The organism is Mameliella sp. MMSF_3455 (assembly GCF_030733205.1).
GTDB lineage: Bacteria > Pseudomonadota > Alphaproteobacteria > Rhodobacterales > Rhodobacteraceae > Antarctobacter.
On sequence record NZ_JASHJL010000008.1, the window covers coordinates 47,062 to 62,007 of the forward strand.

Sequence of the window (14,946 nt, forward strand, 5' to 3'; positions counted from 1 at the left end):
TCAGTTCCCCCCGAGCACCGGTCCGCGCTCGGCGTCTGCCTCGAACCAGGCGCGGGCGGCGGCCTGGGCCTGGGCCAGCTGTTCGGGCGTCATCAGGTTGCCCAGGATCTCGCGCTGCTCGGGCGCCTCCGAATGGCCGAAGGTGGCGGCGATGTTGTACCACTTGTGCGCCTCGACATAGTCCGGCGTGCCGCCGTGATCGCCACGCGCCAGCAGGCCTGCCAGCGCGAACTGCGCCGGTCCGTTGCCCATGTCGGCGGCCGCTGTCAGCAGCGAAACGGCCTCGTCCCGGCGCGTCTCGTCCGCGGTCAGCAGGTGGCGTGCCAATGCGGATTGCGCACCGGGGTCTCCCGCCCCGGCCCGGGTTTCCAGCCAGGTCAGCGCATCGTCGTTCCCGGCCTTCAGCGCGGCCAGCACCCAGGGCACGGCGCGCTGTGGCGCGACGCGCCCGTCCAGCTGTCCGGCAGCGGCCATCCGTCCCAGCTCGACCCGCGCCAGCCCATCGTCATCGGTGTCCAGCGCGCGGGTGTACAGTGCCAGTGCCTTGTCCAGATCCGCTGTCACTCCCGTGCCGGTCTCGTACATGCGGGCCAGGGCCACCATGGCCCGGCCCAGCCCGTGTTCCGCGGCCATTCCATACCAGCGGGCCGCCTGTGACAGGTCCTGCGGCAGGGTCTGCCCGGAGGCAAAGGCGTAGCCCAGGTTGGTCATCGCGCCCGCATCCCCGGCCTGCGCCGCCATGTGCAACCAGCGCAGAGCCTCTTGCGGGTCGGCGGCGACGCCGTCGCCCGTCAGGTAGCGCGTGCCCAGCATCCGCTGGGCCAGCACTTGCCCCGACTCGGCGGCGCGGCGGTACCAGTCCAGCGCCTCGGCCCGGTTGGTCACGGCCGTGTCGGGCCTATCCAGCAGCGAGGCCAGCTGGATCTGCGCATCGGCGATCCCCTGTCCGGCAGCGGCGCGCAGCCAGCGCATCCCCTCGTCGGCATCGCCGTCGGCGCTGTTGAGATGGATCGCGGCCAAGGCGAACTGTGCCTGGGCATGGCGCTGTTCGGCGGCGGCGAGCAGCCAGTTGTATGTCGCATCCGTGTCGCGTTCGACCCCGTCGCCGTTCTGGTACAGCAGGGCCAGCAGGTATTGCGCGGAGGCGTCGCCACGCGTCGCGGCCCGGGTCAGCAGCTCTGCCGCACGTTTCGCGTCCCGCTCCGGCCCGCCGGGGACGTTGCTGAGGTACAGCCGCGCCAACAGGGTCGCCGCCTCGGCGTGGTTCTGGTCCACCGCCCGTTCCAGCCACAGCGCTGCGTTCTTCGGATCGCGCGGGCCGCCTCGCCCCTCGATCAGGATGCGGCCATAGCGATACTGCGCCAATGCGGTGCCGGTCTCTTCGGCCAGCACCTTCAGCCCCTGTCGCACGGTCACGAAATCGCCCGCGTTCCAGGCCTGTTCGATCCTGGCCATCTCGGGGAGGTCCTGCGCTTCGGCGAGCGGATCGGCGGCGTCCTGTGCTGCCAGCGGCAGCGGCGACAGCGTCAGCGCACAGGCCAGGGCGGCAGAGAGGAAGGGGCGGCAAGCGGTGGTCATGGCGGCTCCGTTTCACGGGCAGGTCGTGGCGCCCGACCCTAACGATCCTGACGCGATGTGCGAGGGGTTTATGCGTCTACAGGATGGTTTCGCGCAACAGCCACAGCACAGCGGCAGAGGCACACAGCGCCGTGCCGAAGGGCAGAGGCAGGTCGCCTTTCGGCGCGCGGTGCCGCAGCAGGGCCGCCGCCAGTGCCATCAGTGCCGCCACCAGAACCAGTAGGGGCAGTTGGGCGGGACCGGTCAGTGCACCAAGGCCCGCCATCAGCTTGACGTCACCAAGGCCTAGCCCCTCGCGCCCGCGCAGGGTGGCATAGGCGATGCGCAGCAGCATGAAGCTGCCGGCCCCGATCAACCCGCCCGCCAGCGCCCAGACGAACAGCCCTTTCGCCAGCGCCACGCCAAGGCAAAGCGCGGCCAGCACGGCGGTCAGGGCGTCGGGCAGGCGGAAGCTGCGCAGATCGCTGACTGCCAGCGACAGCAACAGCCACAGCAGGAGGGCCGAGCACCAGACCTCCCAGGGCGTTCCGCCGCGCATTAGGGCCAACCCGGCGAGCCCCAGCGCCGCCAGTTCCATCAGCCAGAGCCACCCCGGCACCGGCGCGCCGCAATGACGACAGCGCCCGCGCAGCAGGGGATAGGACAGAAGCGGCACAAGATCTCGCAGGCCCAGCCGCGTCTTGCAGGCGCGGCAGCGCGACGGCGCCGTGACCACGTCCTCGTTGCGCGGCAGGCGATCCGCCAGCACCGCCGCAAAGGATCCGGCAGCGGGGGCGATCAGCAGCAGAAACAGGGTCGAAAAGACGTCCAATCCGGCCCTCCCCGCCGTGTATCCCGCCTGCGTGGCGGCAATTGTCTGCCCCGGGGTTCTTGGCTAGGATCGCCGCAAAACGTCAAGAGGCGCTTCGGGCGTAGGGGAGCATATGAGCGATACAACACAGGCCGTGCCGCGCCGTCCAGCCGACGCGGGCTTTTCCCTGCTTGAACTCATGGTGGTCGTTGTCATCCTGTCGATCCTTGCACTGGTCATCGTGCCGCGCGTGATCGACCGTCCCGACCAGGCTCGCGCCGCCCGCGCGCAATCCGACATCGCGGCGATCCAGGCGGCGGTGAACCTCTACCGGTTGGACAACTTCCGCTATCCGACGACCGATCAGGGACTGGCGGCGCTGGTCAGCCGCCCCTCGGCCGAACCGGTGCCGGCCAATTGGGCCTCGGGCGGCTACATGGACCGGGTGCCACAGGACCCCTGGGGCCGGCCCTACCAGTACCTGCAACCGGGTGTGCACGGCGATTTCGACGTCTTCACCTATGGCGCCGACGGCGTGCCGGGGGGGACGGGCGCGGATGCGGATATCGGCTCATGGACGGGGGGCTGAGATCCGGCGACGCAGGGTTCAGCCTGCTGGAACTCATGGTTTCGGTCGCTGTGCTGGCTGTGCTAGCGGTGGGGGTCGGCCTGTCGACGGGCGCGGCGGTGCCCGGTGCGGAACGTGACGCGCAGCGCTTCCAGCGGACATTCGAACAAATCTGGGCTCTGGCCATCTTGGCCCGTCAGGAACAGGGGCTGGAGATCACGCCGCGCGGCCTCAGCCTGTCGCGCCGGACCGCCGAAGGCTGGGAAGAGGCGCGCAGGCTTTATGACTGGCGCGGGCAGGCGCGGCTGGTTTCGTCCAGCCCGGTGCCGGTGGGCACGCCGCGCATCAGGCTGCGATCCGACGGCGGGACCAGCGCCTTTGCAGTGAGCTTTTCGGGCGGGGGGGAGACCTTTCGCTGTGCCAGCGACGGATGGAGCGGGCTGACATGCGCCCCCGAGTAGGCCGCGGCACAAGGGGCCTGACCCTACTGGAACTGGTGATAGCCATTGCCATCCTGTCGCTGGGCACGATGGCAACGCTGCAGGCCACGGGGCAGGCGCGGCATATCCTGGGCGGGGCTGCGCCGCGCGTTCTGGCGCAACTGGCGGCGGAAAACCGGGCCGAGGCACTGCACCTGCCCGGCGCGGTGGACCTGCCGGAGAGCGTGACCCTTGGGCCCTACCAGTTTCGCGTCGAAACCCGCCGTCGCGCCACCGCCGCCGGTCTGATCCGCGCCGAAATCACCGTCACCTCTTCCGAGGGGCCGGGGGCGAGGCTTGTCACTTTCCTGCCGGTACGAGCGCCGAGATGAGGGGCTCTCGCGGGTTGACCCTGATCGAACTGGTCGTCGCGATGGCCCTGTTCTCGCTGGTGGCGGTGATGGGGATGCAGACCCTGAACGGCACCATCCGCACGCGCGACGCGCTGGGCGGGCGGGATGACCGCGACCGGGCGCTGGCGGTGACCTTGGCCCTGCTGCGCAGCGATCTGGACCGTGCCGCGCCGCTGATCTTCGATGCGCCGGTCGGTCCGCCGCAATCGGCGCTCACCTACGACGGCCGGGGCCCTGTGCTGGGCCTGACGGTTTCGGCGATCGACGCGACGAACGCGCCTTTCCAGCGGGTCGAATGGCGTTTCGACCGTGCCTCGGGCGCACTGTCGCGCGCGGCCTGGCCGGTGACGGCCCCCGCCAGCGTGGCGCAGCGCAGCCCGGACCGGGTGCTGTTGACGGGGGTCGATGGCGTTCGCCTGCGCAGCTACTGGGAGGGGCAAGGATGGGTTGACGGGGCGGCTGGCCTGCTGGCCGGTCCAGTGCCGGTGGGGCCGGATGCCCTGGACGAGGACCGGGCCTTTGCCCGTGTCGCCAACCTGTATTCCGCAGCGCTGCCTAGCGCCGTCGAACTGATCTTCACCCTCGACGGATTGGGAGAGATCCGGCTGCTGGAGGCCCTGCCATGAGCGCCACGCGCGGATCGGTCCTGGTCAATGCGCTGGTGCTGGTCGGGGCGCTGGCGGCGGCGGCGACCGTGCTGCTGGTGCGCGCCGGGCACAGCGTGGAACGCCAGCGCGCCTGGCAGGGCGCCGCACAGATGGAGGCCTACCTCGACGGGTTTGACGCGCTGGCGGTTGCGCTGCTCGAAGGGGACCACAGCCCGGCCGATCACGCGGGCGAAACCTGGGCCCGGCCGATCCGGGATGCCGAACTGGACCGGGGCCGTGTCAGCGGCGGGATCGAGGATCTGCAGGGGCGGTTTAACGTCAACTGGCTGTCTGTGCCAGAGGACCTCCAGGCGCGTGAGGGTTTTGCTCGGCTGCTGGCCGGCGCCGGTCTGCCGCAGGAGACGGCCAGCGCGATCCGGGACTTCCTGTCGCCGGGCGGCCCGAGCAATGCGGCGGCCTACACGGGGGTGCGGCCAAGGGGCGGGCCGGTAAAGGACATTGCCCAGTTGCGCGCCGTTCCCGGCCTGACCGATCGCCAGTATGCCCGCCTTTCGCCGCTGATCGCGGCGTTGCCCAGCGACACGCGGCTGAACGTGAACACCGCCCCGCCCGAGGTGCTGGCCGCCTGGCTGCCTCAGTTGAACGGCGCCCAGGCGCGGGCGCTGGCGGCGTCGCGTCAGCGCGCGCCCTTTGCCTCGGTCGCGGACCTGTTGCTGGCCTTGCCGACCGCAGCGGCGGCCGAGGTCGACGACACGCGGTTGACGGTGGGCAGCGACTGGTTCCTGGCCCGCGCCACGGTCGAGCTTGACGGGCGGCGCCTGTCGCGGCGCACGGTCTTGTACCGACAGCCGCTTCCCGTCGGGGTGCGGGTAGACTATCGTCTGCCCGATGGCTGATTTGGCAGAGTTTTCCCCCGTCCCGACCGACCCCGGCCTGGCGACCGCGCCGGTCGGTGGCCCCGTGCCGCGCGGGCGGTACGTGGCGCTTGTACCGGGTGAGGCGGTGCCGCTGGTGGCGCTGGACCTGCCGGGCCGGTTGCGCGGCGTCGCGCGCGAACAGGTGGCACAGCGGCAACTGTCCGATCTGCTGGGCCCGGAGGCCGGTGCGCTGCAGATGCGCCCCTTTGCGCTGGACGGCAACGCCGAGGGCTGGACCCGTGTTCTGGTGGTCGAGCGCGCGGCCTTGGCGCGCTGGCGCGAACACGTTGGCAAAGGCTGTGTCGCTGTCCTGCCCGACTACCTGGCCTTGCCCGTCGACGAGAGCAGCTGGACTGTGGCGGGAACGCCCGAACGTGTGCGCGCCCGGTTCGGACCTGCGGACGGCGTGACCACCACCGAATCCGCGTTGTGCCTGCAGGCAGAGGCGATCATGGCACGCGACGGCGCGCCCGACCGTGTCTGTCGCCATGGACCGCCGCTGCCGGAGTTCGAAGCCTGGCTGACGGCGCGGGACATTCCCCTGGTCGAGGGGATGCCGGACCAGACGACGGACCTGCGGGCCTTTTCGCGTGGGGAAACCGGGCTGGACCTGCGCGCCGATCCGCAGGCCGCGCGCAGGCGGCTGCGCCGCCAGCTGTCGGCCTGGCGCTGGCCGGTGCTGACCGGGGCCGTGGCGGCGGGTCTCTGGGCCGCGGCGCAGATCGCCGTGATCCGTGCCACGGAGGCGGAAACCGCCGCGCTGACCGCCCGTGCCACAGAGCTCACGCGGGCAGAGTTCATTCCGTCGGGCCCGATCCTCGATATACGGGTGCAGATCGCCCGCGCACTGGCCGAGCGGCGCAGCGCGCTGCGCGGCCGCAGCGGCAGGGTTTCCCCGCTGGACCTGTTCGCCGGGGCGGCGCCGGTCCTGTCCGGGGCAGGGGCGCGGCTGGAGACCGTGGCCTGGACGCCGGAAGAAGGGCTGCAACTGGTGCTGGACATTGGGGATTTCGCGGCGGTCGATGCGCTGGTCGATAGCCTTGCGGCTGAGGGTCTGCGGATCACCGTGCGCGACGCGCGACTGGGCGAAGAGGGCAACGTCACTGCCGACCTGACGATCCGGGAACCGGAGCAGGGTGGATGACCGGGCGCGCGGTGGAACATCTCTTGCGCCTGACCGGGCGCGAACGGCTCTTGCTGGGGGTCATGGCGCTGGTGCTGTTGCTGGGCGCGGGGGTTGGTCTGCTCTGGCCGCTGGCCGAGCGGCGCGCGGCCTCTGTTGCTGCGCTGGAGGAGGCGCGCGCGTTGACCGCCTGGGTCGATGCGCGGGCCGAGGATGCCCGCGTCCTGCGGTCCGCCGCCGGGCCGGGACCGGCAGAGCCGATCGGGCTGGCGGCGGTGCAGCGCAGCCTGGAGAGCGCGGGGCTGTCCGGCAACGTGGCCACGCTCTCCGCGCGGCAGGGCGGTGGGATCGAGATGCGGTTCGAGGCGGTCAGTTTCGACGCGCTGATCGGCTGGCTGACCCAGGTCGAGCCGGTCTGGGGCTATCGTTTCGCAGGTTTCCGGCTGGATCGGGGCGCGGAGCCCGGGCTGGTCGACGCGCGGATCGAGGTCCTGCCCTGAGCCACTATTTCTGGCCGATCTTTGGTTCTGTCCCGCTGCGCAGTCGGGCGATATTGGCCGAATGACGCCACCAGACCAGCGCCGCCAGCAGCACCCCGCTGACCAGCAGATCCGTCCGTCCCGCGATCAGCATCCAGATCGGCGCGCCCGCCGAGGCGGCCAGCGCCCCCACCGAGGACACGCGGGACAGGTAGGCTGCCGCTGCCCATGTGGCACAGCACAACAGGCCGATGGGCCAGGCAAGCGCCAGCATCAGGCCGAGGAAGGTCGCCACGCCCTTGCCGCCCTTGAAGCCAAGCCAGACCGGGTAACAATGGCCGAAAAAGGCCGCGACGCCCGCCGCCTGCACGGCGATCCCGTCCGCCTCGAAGGCGCGGGCGATCAGCACTGCCGCCGCGCCCTTGCCGCCGTCCAGCAGAAGGGTCGCCAGTGCCGCGCCCTTGTTGCCGGTGCGCAGCACGTTGGTTGCGCCGATGTTGCCGGAACCGATCTGGCGCAGGTCGCCCAGGTTCATCGTCCGGGTGATCAGCACGCCGAAGGGGATGGAGCCCAGCAGGTAGCCAAGCGCGGCCCAGAGGATCACCATGCCGCTCATGCCTCGAACACCCGCGCGCCGCCAACCCATGTGCCCAGCACCCGGCCCTGCAGGCGGGCGCCGTCAAAGGGCGTGTTCTTGGATTTCGAGCGCAGCTTGAACCGGTCCAGCACGATGGGCTTGTCGGCGTCGAAGAGTACCAGGTCGGCGGGCGCCCCCTTGGCGATCCGCCCGCAATCCAGTCCCAGCCGTTTCGCGGGGTTCAGCGAAAGGGCGCGGAACAGCGTCGGCAGGTCCAGCTCGCCGCCGTGGTAGAGCCGCAGGAGAACCGGCAACATGGTTTCGAGGCCGACGGCACCGCTGGCGGCCTCCTCGAAGGGCAGGCGCTTGCTCTCTTCGTCCTGCGGGCTGTGATAGCTGCCGATGATGTCGATCAGCCCGGTGCGCACCGCTTCGACCACCGCCTGCCTGTCCTCTTCGGAGCGCAGCGGCGGCGTCACCTTGAAGAAGGTGCGATAGTCCGCCACGTCCATCTCGTTCAGGGTCAGGTGATGGATGGACACCCCTGCGGTGACGTCGAACCCGTTGGCCTTGGCGCGTTCCAGCGCGGGCAGGGCGCGCGCCGTGGTGATCTTGTCCGCGTGGTAGCGCACGCCCGTCATCTCGACCAGGGCGATGTCGCGGTCCAGCCCCATGCGTTCCGCCATCGGAGAGACCGAGGGCAAGCCGCGCAGAGAGGCGAATTTCCCCGAGGTCGCGGCGGCGCCCTGCGACAGGCCCGGATCCTGCGGGTGGCCGACGACCACCGCGTTCAGCGAGCGCGCGTAGGTCATCGCCCGGCTGAGCACCTTGGTGTCGCGGACCACGTTGTTGCAATCGCTGAAGGCCACGGCCCCGGCGTCCAGCAGGAACCCGAACTCCGTCATCTCGCGGCCCTGCCGGCCCTTCGTCAGCGCCGCCATCGGCAGCACGTTGACCGGCGTTTCCTCGATCGCGCGCCGGCGGATGAATTCCAGCGCCTCGGGCGTGTCGATGCAGGGGCTGGTGTCGGGGCGCGTGACCATCGTGGTCACCCCGCCCGCCGCCGCCGCCTGTCCGGCGCTGCCATAGCTTTCCTTGTGCCGCTCACCGGGTTCGCAGACCTTTACCCCGATGTCGACGATGCCCGGCGCGAGAAAGGCATTGCCCGCGTCGATCCGGTCTGGCCGGATGTTTCGCGCGCGAAACATTTCTTCGAAATCAGTATCTTGCGTTAAGATTTCGGTAATCTTCCCGCTCTCGATCAGGAGCGCGCCGTGGGTGATCTGCCCGGCCTCTGGGTCGATCAGTCGGGCATTGTGGATCAGGGTCTGGGTCATTCTTGGCCTCTCGGGCGGGCGGCCTCGATCCGGGCGATGGTTGCCCGCGGATCGGCCTGGAACTTGATCAGATGCTTGTCGCCGGATTTCGTGACGATCTGGACGGCGGCGCCGATGGCGCGGATCTTCTCGACTTGGTCGAGCGGCACGCGGCGGTCGCCGGGACCTGCCAGCACGCCGTCCTCCAGCCGCCAGGCATGGCCCAGCTCCTCGTCCATGAGATACCAGCCGCGCAGGGCGACGGCGGCCAGCCCGCCGATGGCGCCGGTCCAGACATGCGGGTTGCCGAGCGCCCAGAGGATCGCCATGCCAAGCGCCATCGCCACGGCGGCCATGACCCAGTGGGTGCGGATATAGGTCGCGCGGTCCGGAGAAAAGACCGCCCGGGGGTCAGCCGTCATCGTCATACCAGCGCCAGCCAGAGCACCAGCGCGAGGATCAGCGCGACCGCAGCGAGGATGAGTTTCAAAGCGGGCGAGTTGCCGCTGCCCCGGCGCGCCGGGGGGCGTCCGCCACCCTGACCCCGGGCCGACCTGGACATCGGGTTGGCGCCGCGCGCGGTGGGGCGGGCCTCGCCGTAGCGGCCGACCAGTGCCAGGGGCGGGTTGATGGTCAGTTCCTGCGAGGTGCCGTCGAAGGCCTGCGGCGGCAGCACCACGGCATGTCCCTTGAGCGCGTCGATACGGTTCCGGTCCTGGGCAAGGCTGCGGGCGGGCACGTCGTAAGCGGCCGAGAGGTACTGCGAGAGCGTCATCTCGCCCAGGTCGCGGATCGCGACCACGTCGACAAAGCTTTCGCGCAGGCGGGTTGCGCCAAGCGCGTATTTCAGCGGCCACTCTCCGGTGCCGGCCATCTGGGTGAAACGTTCGACGGCCTCCGGCGGCAGGTCGAGATGGGTCAGGTAGAGCGCGGTCCGGTCCGAGCCGTTGACCTGAACCTTTGTCATGCCACCACCTCTGTCGGTCGGGCGCGGAGGTTTCGCGCCAGCAGGTCCATCGCCGCCATGCGCACGGCGACACCCATTTCGACCTGGTCCTGGATCACGCTGCGGTTGATGTCGTCGGCCAAGGTGCCGTCGATCTCGACCCCGCGGTTCATCGGGCCGGGATGCATGACGATGGCGTCGTCCTTGGCATGGCCGAGTTTCTCGGCGTCCAGCCCGTAGCGGTGGTAGTACTCGCGCTCGGAGGGGATGAAGCCGCCGTCCATGCGTTCCTTTTGAAGGCGCAGCATCATGACCACGTCGACGTCCTGCAGCCCCTCGCGCATGTCGTCGAAGACTTCGACGCCGAAGGCGTCGATGCCCGAGGGCATCAGCGTCGGGGGGCCGATCAGGCGGATGCGGTTTTCCATCTTGTGCAGCAGCAGCAGGTTGGACCGGGCCACGCGGGAATGGGCGATGTCGCCGCAGATGGCGATGGACAGCCGGTGCAGCCGTCCCTTGGCGCGTCGGATCGTCAGCGCGTCGAGCAGCGCCTGGGTGGGGTGTTCGTGCCGCCCGTCACCGGCGTTCAGGACGGCGCAGTTGACCTTTTGTGCCAGCAGGTCCACCGCGCCGGAATGCGGGTGGCGCACCACCAAGAGGTCGGGGTGCATGGCATTCAGCGTCATGGCGGTGTCGATCAGGGTTTCGCCTTTCTTGATCGACGAAGCCTGCATCGCCATGTTCATCACGTCCGCGCCCAACCGTTTGCCCGCGAGTTCGAAGCTCGCCTGCGTGCGGGTTGAATTCTCGAAGAACATGTTGATCTGGGTCAGCCCGGCCAGCGCATTGGCGTGCTTGTCGCGGCGGCGGTTGAAATCGACATATTGATCGGAAAGGTCGAGGATCGTGGTGATCTCGTCCGGGCGCAGGGGTTCGATCCCCAGCAGATGGCGGTGGTCGAAGCGCATTCGGTGTCCTCGGTGGCGTTCTGGACCTTTTAGGTAGGGTGCCGTTGCGGGGCAAGGCCCCCGGCACGCCCGAGGTCGCGCCGCGTGGCGATGTCGCGGGAGAGTATTTTTGGAGAGAAGAAGCGGGGGCGATTTTCTTTGTCCCGGCGGAGGGCTAGGGTGGCGGACATGGAGAACATGGACTGGTACGCCGCGAAGGCGCTTCTGGAATGGCAACTGGAGATGGGGGTGGACGAGGCGATGCTCGACGCGCCCGTCGACCGTTTTGCCGCCCATGAGGCCGAGCAGGAGGCGCTGAAGGCGCAGCATGCGGCGCGGGCCGCAGGTGGGCGCGGGGCGGCGCCGGTCAAGGCGCCCGAGGTCGATCCCGTGGCCGAGGCGCGCACGCTGGCCGCCGGCGCGGGCGACCTGGAGGCGCTGCAGGCGGCATTGTCGGGCTTTGATCACTGCCCCTTGAAACGCGGCGCGCGCAACCTTGTGTTTGCGGATGGCGTGGCGGGGGCGCGGGTCATGCTGGTGGGCGAGGCCCCGGGGCGGGACGAGGACTTGCAGGGCAAGCCCTTTGTCGGCCGGGCCGGGCAGTTGCTGGATCGGATGCTGGCGGCGGTGGGGCTGAGCCGCGCCGAGTCGGTCTATATCACCAACGTGCTGCCCTGGCGGCCGCCGCAGAACCGCGATCCGAAGCCGGACGAGATCGCCATGCTGCTGCCGTTCCTGCACCGGCATATCGCCCTGGCGGATCCCGACCTGCTGGTGATCATGGGCAATACCTCGTGCCAGGCGCTGCTGGGCAAGCGGGGGATCACGCGGCTGCGCGGGACGTGGACCGAGGCGGCGGAGCGGCCGACGCTGCCGATGCTGCATCCCGCCTACCTGCTGCGTAATCCGCAGGCAAAGCGCGAAGCCTGGGCGGACTTGTTGTCTCTGAAAGCGAAGCTGAGGGCGCTGGGATGATTGTCGATCCGATTCTGATGCTGGCCTTCATCCCTGCCGGGTTGGCGCTGAACGTCACGCCGGGGCCGGACATGATGTTCTGCCTGGCGCAGGGGTTGCGCGGCGGTGCGCGCTGCGGCTGGGCGGCTTCCAGCGGCGTGGCGCTGGGCGGCATGCTGCATGTGCTGCTGGCGGGGCTGGGGCTGGGGGCGCTGGTGGCCGCCTTGCCCGGGGCCTTTGACGTGATCCGCTGGGCGGGTGCGGCCTACCTTGCCTGGATCGCCTGGAAGACGCTGCGCACCCCCATCGCGGGCAGCGATGCGCCGCCGCTGGCGCCCGGGCAGGCCTTTCGGCAGGGGTTCGTCGTCAATATCACCAATCCCAAGTATATCCTTTTTGTGCTGGCCTTCGTGCCGCAGTTCATCGATCCGGCAATGGCGGTCCTGCCGCAGTTCCTGGTCTATGGCCTGCTGATGTCGATTGGGGGTGTCACGGTGAACGGGCTGGTCGGCCAGTTCGCGGGACGCCTGCGGCGGCGGCTGGAGGGCGGCACGCGCACCGAGCGCGTCCTGCGCTACACCTGTGCCACGCTCTTTGGCGGGCTGGCCGTGCGGCTGGCGGTCTGAGGGGCCATGCGTATCCTTGCCTTTTCCGACCTGCACCTGTCGCGGCGCCACGCGCGTGCGCTGGTCGAGGCAAGCGGCGAGGCCGACCTGGTGATCGGCGCCGGTGACTTCTGCCATGTGCGCGAGGGGCTGGAGCACGCTATGGCGCTGCTGGAAGGGCTGCGCGCGCCAATGGTGGCGGTGCCGGGCAATTGCGAAACGGCGGAGGAATTGCGCGCCGCCGCCCTGCCGGGCACGACCGTGCTGCACGGTGAGGGGGGCGAGGTGGAGGGCCTGCGGCTCTTCGGTCTTGGCGGGGGAGTTCCCGTGACGCCCTTTGGCGACTGGTCCTTCGACCTGACGGAGTTAGAGGCCGTGGACATGCTGGGCCGCTGTTCCGAGGCGGACTTGCTGATCACCCATTCGCCGCCCAAGGGGATTGCGGATGTCACCTCGCGCGGGGTGTCCGTGGGGTCCACCGCGATCCGCGACGCCATCGACCGGCTGCAACCTGCGCTTGCGGTTTGTGGCCACGTGCACGATTGCTGGGGCCAGGAAGGCCGGATCGGGAACAGCCGCGTCGTGAACCTCGGGCCTTCGCCAGTCTGGTTCAACCTGTGAGGACACCATGAGCCGTATCGACGAATCCAAGGACTTCATCCCGGTCCGAATCGCCATCCTGACCGTGTCGGACACGCGCGGGCCGCAGGATGACCGGTCCGGGGACACGCTGGTGCAGCGGCTGACGGATGCGGGCCATGTCCTGGCCGATCGCGCGATCGTGAAAGACGAGCGCGCGCTGATCGCGGACAAGCTGCGCGGCTGGATCGCCGATCCGGAGGTCGACGTGGTGATCTCGACCGGGGGGACCGGGTTGACGGGGCGTGACGTGACGGTCGAGGCGCACAGGGATGTCTACGAAAAGGAAATCGATGCGTTCGGAACGGTCTTCACGATGGTTTCCTTCAAGAAAATAGGGACTTCCGCGGTGCAGAGCCGTGCAACGGGCGGGGTTGCCGGGGGCACTTATCTGTTTGCGCTGCCGGGCAGCACGGGCGCCTGCAAGGACGCCTGGGACGAGATCCTGAGCCTGCAACTGGATTATCGCCACCGTCCCTGCAACTTTGTCGAGATTTTTCCGCGACTGGACGAACATCAGCGACGGAAGTGATCGCGACTTGCGTATAACTCCCCGGGGTTTGAATGCATCCCCGCGCTTCTATTTCAGAAGGGTGCACCGCGGAGTTTGAAAGATGCGCTTTTTGCGAAAGAGCCTGACGGGGCTGTTCCTGTTGTCGCTGACCCTGGGGCTGTTGGGGTTTGCCGGGATCATGGTGCGCGATGCCGTACAGGCGCGCATGGCCGAAGAGGCCCGTGTGCCACAGGCGCGCGAGCGGGTCTTTGCGGTCAACGTGGTGCCGGTGGACTTTGAAACGGTGACGCCGGTGTTGACCTCATTTGGCGAGGTGCAAAGCCGCCGGACACTCGAGTTGCGCGCGGCGGCCTCTGGCGCGGTGGTGGAACTGGACCCGGAATTCGTCGAGGGCGGGCAGGTCGAGGCCGGGCAGTTGTTGGCGCGGATCGACCCGGCGGATGCCGAGGCTGCGCTGGACCGGGCCGAGAACGACCTGCTGGACGCGCAGGCCGAGGTGCGCGAGGCCGAACGGGCCCTGGTCATCGCAAAGGATGAACTGGTCGCCGCCGAGGAACAGGTCGTGCTGCGCGAAACCGCGTTGCGACGCCAGCGGGATCTGCTGGACCGCAACGTCGGCACGGCGGCGGCGGTGGAAACGGCGGAACTGGCGCTGGCCAGCGAGCGGCAGTCGGTGCTGACCCGGCGCCAGGCGGTCGCGACCGCAGAGGCCCGGATCGACCAGGCCGCGACGCAGTTGCGCCGGGCGGAAATCGCGCGGGACGAGGCCCAGCGACGTCTGGACGACACCCAGATCCGGGCCGAGTTCGCGGGCACGCTGTCAGAGGTCACGGTGGTGTCCGGGCGGCTGGTCTCTGCCAATGAACAGCTGGCCCAGCTGGTGGATCTGCAGGCGCTGGAGGTGTCGTTCCGTGTCTCGACCCAGCAATATGCGCGGCTGCTGGACGGGGACGGGCGGCTGCGGCAGGCGCCGGTGAGCGTGGCGCTGGATGTCTTCGGCACCAATATCACCGCCGCGGGGCGGATCACCCGGGACAGCGCTGCCGTGGGCGAAGGCCAGACCGGTCGGCGGCTGTTTGCGGTGCTGGACGCGCCGCGCGGTTTCAAACCCGGGGATTTCGTCACCGTCCGGATCGAGGAACCGCCGCTGGAACGGGTGGCCCGCCTGCCCGCCACGGCGCTGAACGCCGCTGGCGAGGTGCTGGTTGTCGGGGCCGAAGAGCGGCTTGAGACGGTGGTGGTCGAGGTCATGCGGCGGCAGGGCGATGATGTCCTGATCCGTGCGCGCGGACTTCAGGGGCGCGAGGTCGTGGCCGAACGCACGCCGCTCTTGGGGGACGGTATCAAGGTCAAGCCGCTGCGCACCAACGCCGAGCCGGAACCGGAGGCCATGCTGGAACTCAGCGAGGAACGGCGCGCGAAACTGGTCGCCTTCATCGAGGCCAACAAGGGGATGCCCGAGGCAGCGAGGAGCCGCATCCTGGCGCAACTGGCGCAGAAAGAAGTGCCGGCCGAGATGGTCGAGCGCATCGAATCGCGGATGGGGGGCTGAG

19 protein-coding genes are annotated in these 14,946 nt (G+C 69.5%); 12 read left to right on the top strand and 7 right to left on the bottom strand.

The features are described 5' to 3' along the window. Positions 1 to 1,578: an SEL1-like repeat protein gene (locus RBB42_RS07720; RefSeq protein WP_305969349.1), complete on the bottom strand. Its 1,578-nt coding sequence runs from the start codon at positions 1,576 to 1,578 to the stop codon at positions 1 to 3. Positions 1,579 to 1,654: 76 nt separating this feature from the next. Next, positions 1,655 to 2,389 (bottom strand): prepilin peptidase, encoded by a 735-nt coding sequence (locus RBB42_RS07725; RefSeq protein ID WP_305969350.1) that lies wholly within the window; start codon positions 2,387 to 2,389, stop codon positions 1,655 to 1,657. Between the two features lie 112 nt (positions 2,390 to 2,501). On the opposite strand from RBB42_RS07725, the gene gspG reads away from it, so the two are divergent. Genes gspG through RBB42_RS07760 form a run of 7 tightly spaced genes read left to right on the top strand, consistent with a single transcriptional unit; the run spans position 2,502 to position 6,916 of the window. Next, positions 2,502 to 2,957 carry a type II secretion system major pseudopilin GspG gene (gspG, locus tag RBB42_RS07730; RefSeq protein ID WP_305969351.1) on the top strand — a complete coding sequence of 152 codons (456 nt, stop codon included), beginning with the start codon at positions 2,502 to 2,504 and terminating at the stop codon, positions 2,955 to 2,957. Then, positions 2,942 to 3,397, top strand: a complete 456-nt coding sequence (locus RBB42_RS07735; RefSeq protein ID WP_305969352.1) for a prepilin-type N-terminal cleavage/methylation domain-containing protein — start codon at positions 2,942 to 2,944, stop codon at positions 3,395 to 3,397. Before gspG ends, RBB42_RS07735 begins: the two co-directional genes overlap by 16 nt. Then, positions 3,382 to 3,747 carry a type II secretion system protein gene (locus tag RBB42_RS07740; protein WP_305969353.1) on the top strand — a complete coding sequence of 122 codons (366 nt, stop codon included), beginning with the start codon at positions 3,382 to 3,384 and terminating at the stop codon, positions 3,745 to 3,747. Before RBB42_RS07735 ends, RBB42_RS07740 begins: the two co-directional genes overlap by 16 nt. Then, a complete protein-coding gene (locus RBB42_RS07745; protein WP_305969354.1) occupies positions 3,744 to 4,394 on the top strand; it encodes a type II secretion system protein GspJ in 651 nt (216 codons plus the stop codon). Before RBB42_RS07740 ends, RBB42_RS07745 begins: the two co-directional genes overlap by 4 nt. Then, on the top strand, positions 4,391 to 5,272 hold the full coding sequence (gene gspK / locus RBB42_RS07750) for a type II secretion system minor pseudopilin GspK (protein ID WP_305969355.1): 882 nt from the start codon (positions 4,391 to 4,393) through the stop codon (positions 5,270 to 5,272). The genes RBB42_RS07745 and gspK overlap by 4 nt, the downstream gene beginning before the upstream one ends. After that, on the top strand, positions 5,265 to 6,437 hold the full coding sequence (gspL, locus tag RBB42_RS07755) for a type II secretion system protein GspL (protein WP_305969356.1): 1,173 nt from the start codon (positions 5,265 to 5,267) through the stop codon (positions 6,435 to 6,437). The genes gspK and gspL overlap by 8 nt, the downstream gene beginning before the upstream one ends. Next, entirely contained in the window at positions 6,434 to 6,916 is a 483-nt protein-coding gene (locus RBB42_RS07760) for a type II secretion system protein M (RefSeq protein ID WP_305969357.1), read from the top strand. Before gspL ends, RBB42_RS07760 begins: the two co-directional genes overlap by 4 nt. A gap of 4 nt (positions 6,917 to 6,920) precedes the next feature. Here RBB42_RS07760 and plsY read toward each other — a convergent pair whose 3' ends face one another. From plsY to RBB42_RS07785, 5 genes are read right to left on the bottom strand one after another with little or no spacing between them, the layout of a single operon-like run. After that, positions 6,921 to 7,511 carry a glycerol-3-phosphate 1-O-acyltransferase PlsY gene (gene plsY, locus RBB42_RS07765; protein WP_305969358.1) on the bottom strand — a complete coding sequence of 197 codons (591 nt, stop codon included), beginning with the start codon at positions 7,509 to 7,511 and terminating at the stop codon, positions 6,921 to 6,923. Beyond that, on the bottom strand, positions 7,508 to 8,809 hold the full coding sequence (gene pyrC, locus RBB42_RS07770; RefSeq protein ID WP_305969359.1) for a dihydroorotase: 1,302 nt from the start codon (positions 8,807 to 8,809) through the stop codon (positions 7,508 to 7,510). Before pyrC ends, plsY begins: the two co-directional genes overlap by 4 nt. Next, positions 8,806 to 9,216: a hypothetical protein gene (locus RBB42_RS07775; RefSeq protein ID WP_306043627.1), complete on the bottom strand. Its 411-nt coding sequence runs from the start codon at positions 9,214 to 9,216 to the stop codon at positions 8,806 to 8,808. Before RBB42_RS07775 ends, pyrC begins: the two co-directional genes overlap by 4 nt. Further along, on the bottom strand, positions 9,213 to 9,755 hold the full coding sequence (locus RBB42_RS07780; protein ID WP_305969361.1) for an aspartate carbamoyltransferase catalytic subunit: 543 nt from the start codon (positions 9,753 to 9,755) through the stop codon (positions 9,213 to 9,215). The genes RBB42_RS07775 and RBB42_RS07780 overlap by 4 nt, the downstream gene beginning before the upstream one ends. Beyond that, on the bottom strand, positions 9,752 to 10,702 hold the full coding sequence (locus RBB42_RS07785) for an aspartate carbamoyltransferase catalytic subunit (RefSeq protein WP_305969362.1): 951 nt from the start codon (positions 10,700 to 10,702) through the stop codon (positions 9,752 to 9,754). Before RBB42_RS07785 ends, RBB42_RS07780 begins: the two co-directional genes overlap by 4 nt. A 168-nt stretch (positions 10,703 to 10,870) precedes the next feature. Here RBB42_RS07785 and RBB42_RS07790 point away from each other — a divergent pair, with 168 nt between their 5' ends. From RBB42_RS07790 to RBB42_RS07810, 5 genes are all read left to right on the top strand, one after another. Beyond that, positions 10,871 to 11,656 (top strand): uracil-DNA glycosylase, encoded by a 786-nt coding sequence (locus RBB42_RS07790; RefSeq protein ID WP_305969494.1) that lies wholly within the window; start codon positions 10,871 to 10,873, stop codon positions 11,654 to 11,656. Further along, positions 11,653 to 12,261 carry a LysE family translocator gene (locus RBB42_RS07795; RefSeq protein WP_305969363.1) on the top strand — a complete coding sequence of 203 codons (609 nt, stop codon included), beginning with the start codon at positions 11,653 to 11,655 and terminating at the stop codon, positions 12,259 to 12,261. The genes RBB42_RS07790 and RBB42_RS07795 overlap by 4 nt, the downstream gene beginning before the upstream one ends. A gap of 6 nt (positions 12,262 to 12,267) precedes the next feature. Further along, the gene (locus tag RBB42_RS07800) at positions 12,268 to 12,861 is read left to right on the top strand and encodes a metallophosphoesterase family protein (RefSeq protein WP_305969364.1); all 594 of its coding nucleotides are present in this window, start codon (positions 12,268 to 12,270) and stop codon (positions 12,859 to 12,861) included. 7 nt (positions 12,862 to 12,868) lie between these two features. Next, a complete protein-coding gene (gene moaB / locus RBB42_RS07805) occupies positions 12,869 to 13,411 on the top strand; it encodes a molybdenum cofactor biosynthesis protein B (protein ID WP_305969365.1) in 543 nt (180 codons plus the stop codon). An 82-nt stretch (positions 13,412 to 13,493) separates the two neighbouring features. Then, positions 13,494 to 14,945: an efflux RND transporter periplasmic adaptor subunit gene (locus RBB42_RS07810; RefSeq protein ID WP_305969366.1), complete on the top strand. Its 1,452-nt coding sequence runs from the start codon at positions 13,494 to 13,496 to the stop codon at positions 14,943 to 14,945. Position 14,946 lies beyond the last annotated feature (1 nt).

Bases quoted from the DNA above. Each gene is read 5' to 3' on its own strand.
- gspK (WP_305969355.1), top strand. From the start codon at position 4,391: ATGAGCGCCACGCGCGGATCGGTCCTGGTCAATGCGCTGGTGCTGGTC.
- RBB42_RS07760 (WP_305969357.1), top strand. From the start codon at position 6,434: ATGACCGGGCGCGCGGTGGAACATCTCTTGCGCCTGACCGGGCGCGAA.
- RBB42_RS07800 (WP_305969364.1), top strand. From the start codon at position 12,268: ATGCGTATCCTTGCCTTTTCCGACCTGCACCTGTCGCGGCGCCACGCG.
- RBB42_RS07775 (WP_306043627.1), bottom strand. From the start codon at position 9,216: ATGACGATGACGGCTGACCCCCGGGCGGTCTTTTCTCCGGACCGCGCG.
- RBB42_RS07735 (WP_305969352.1), top strand. From the start codon at position 2,942: ATGGACGGGGGGCTGAGATCCGGCGACGCAGGGTTCAGCCTGCTGGAA.
- RBB42_RS07780 (WP_305969361.1), bottom strand. From the start codon at position 9,755: ATGACAAAGGTTCAGGTCAACGGCTCGGACCGGACCGCGCTCTACCTG.
- RBB42_RS07810 (WP_305969366.1), top strand. From the start codon at position 13,494: ATGCGCTTTTTGCGAAAGAGCCTGACGGGGCTGTTCCTGTTGTCGCTG.
- RBB42_RS07785 (WP_305969362.1), bottom strand. From the start codon at position 10,702: ATGCGCTTCGACCACCGCCATCTGCTGGGGATCGAACCCCTGCGCCCG.
- RBB42_RS07745 (WP_305969354.1), top strand. From the start codon at position 3,744: ATGAGGGGCTCTCGCGGGTTGACCCTGATCGAACTGGTCGTCGCGATG.
- gspG (WP_305969351.1), top strand. From the start codon at position 2,502: ATGAGCGATACAACACAGGCCGTGCCGCGCCGTCCAGCCGACGCGGGC.
- moaB (WP_305969365.1), top strand. From the start codon at position 12,869: ATGAGCCGTATCGACGAATCCAAGGACTTCATCCCGGTCCGAATCGCC.
- RBB42_RS07720 (WP_305969349.1), bottom strand. From the start codon at position 1,578: ATGACCACCGCTTGCCGCCCCTTCCTCTCTGCCGCCCTGGCCTGTGCG.
- RBB42_RS07795 (WP_305969363.1), top strand. From the start codon at position 11,653: ATGATTGTCGATCCGATTCTGATGCTGGCCTTCATCCCTGCCGGGTTG.
- gspL (WP_305969356.1), top strand. From the start codon at position 5,265: ATGGCTGATTTGGCAGAGTTTTCCCCCGTCCCGACCGACCCCGGCCTG.
- pyrC (WP_305969359.1), bottom strand. From the start codon at position 8,809: ATGACCCAGACCCTGATCCACAATGCCCGACTGATCGACCCAGAGGCC.
- RBB42_RS07740 (WP_305969353.1), top strand. From the start codon at position 3,382: ATGCGCCCCCGAGTAGGCCGCGGCACAAGGGGCCTGACCCTACTGGAA.
- plsY (WP_305969358.1), bottom strand. From the start codon at position 7,511: ATGAGCGGCATGGTGATCCTCTGGGCCGCGCTTGGCTACCTGCTGGGC.
- RBB42_RS07790 (WP_305969494.1), top strand. From the start codon at position 10,871: ATGGAGAACATGGACTGGTACGCCGCGAAGGCGCTTCTGGAATGGCAA.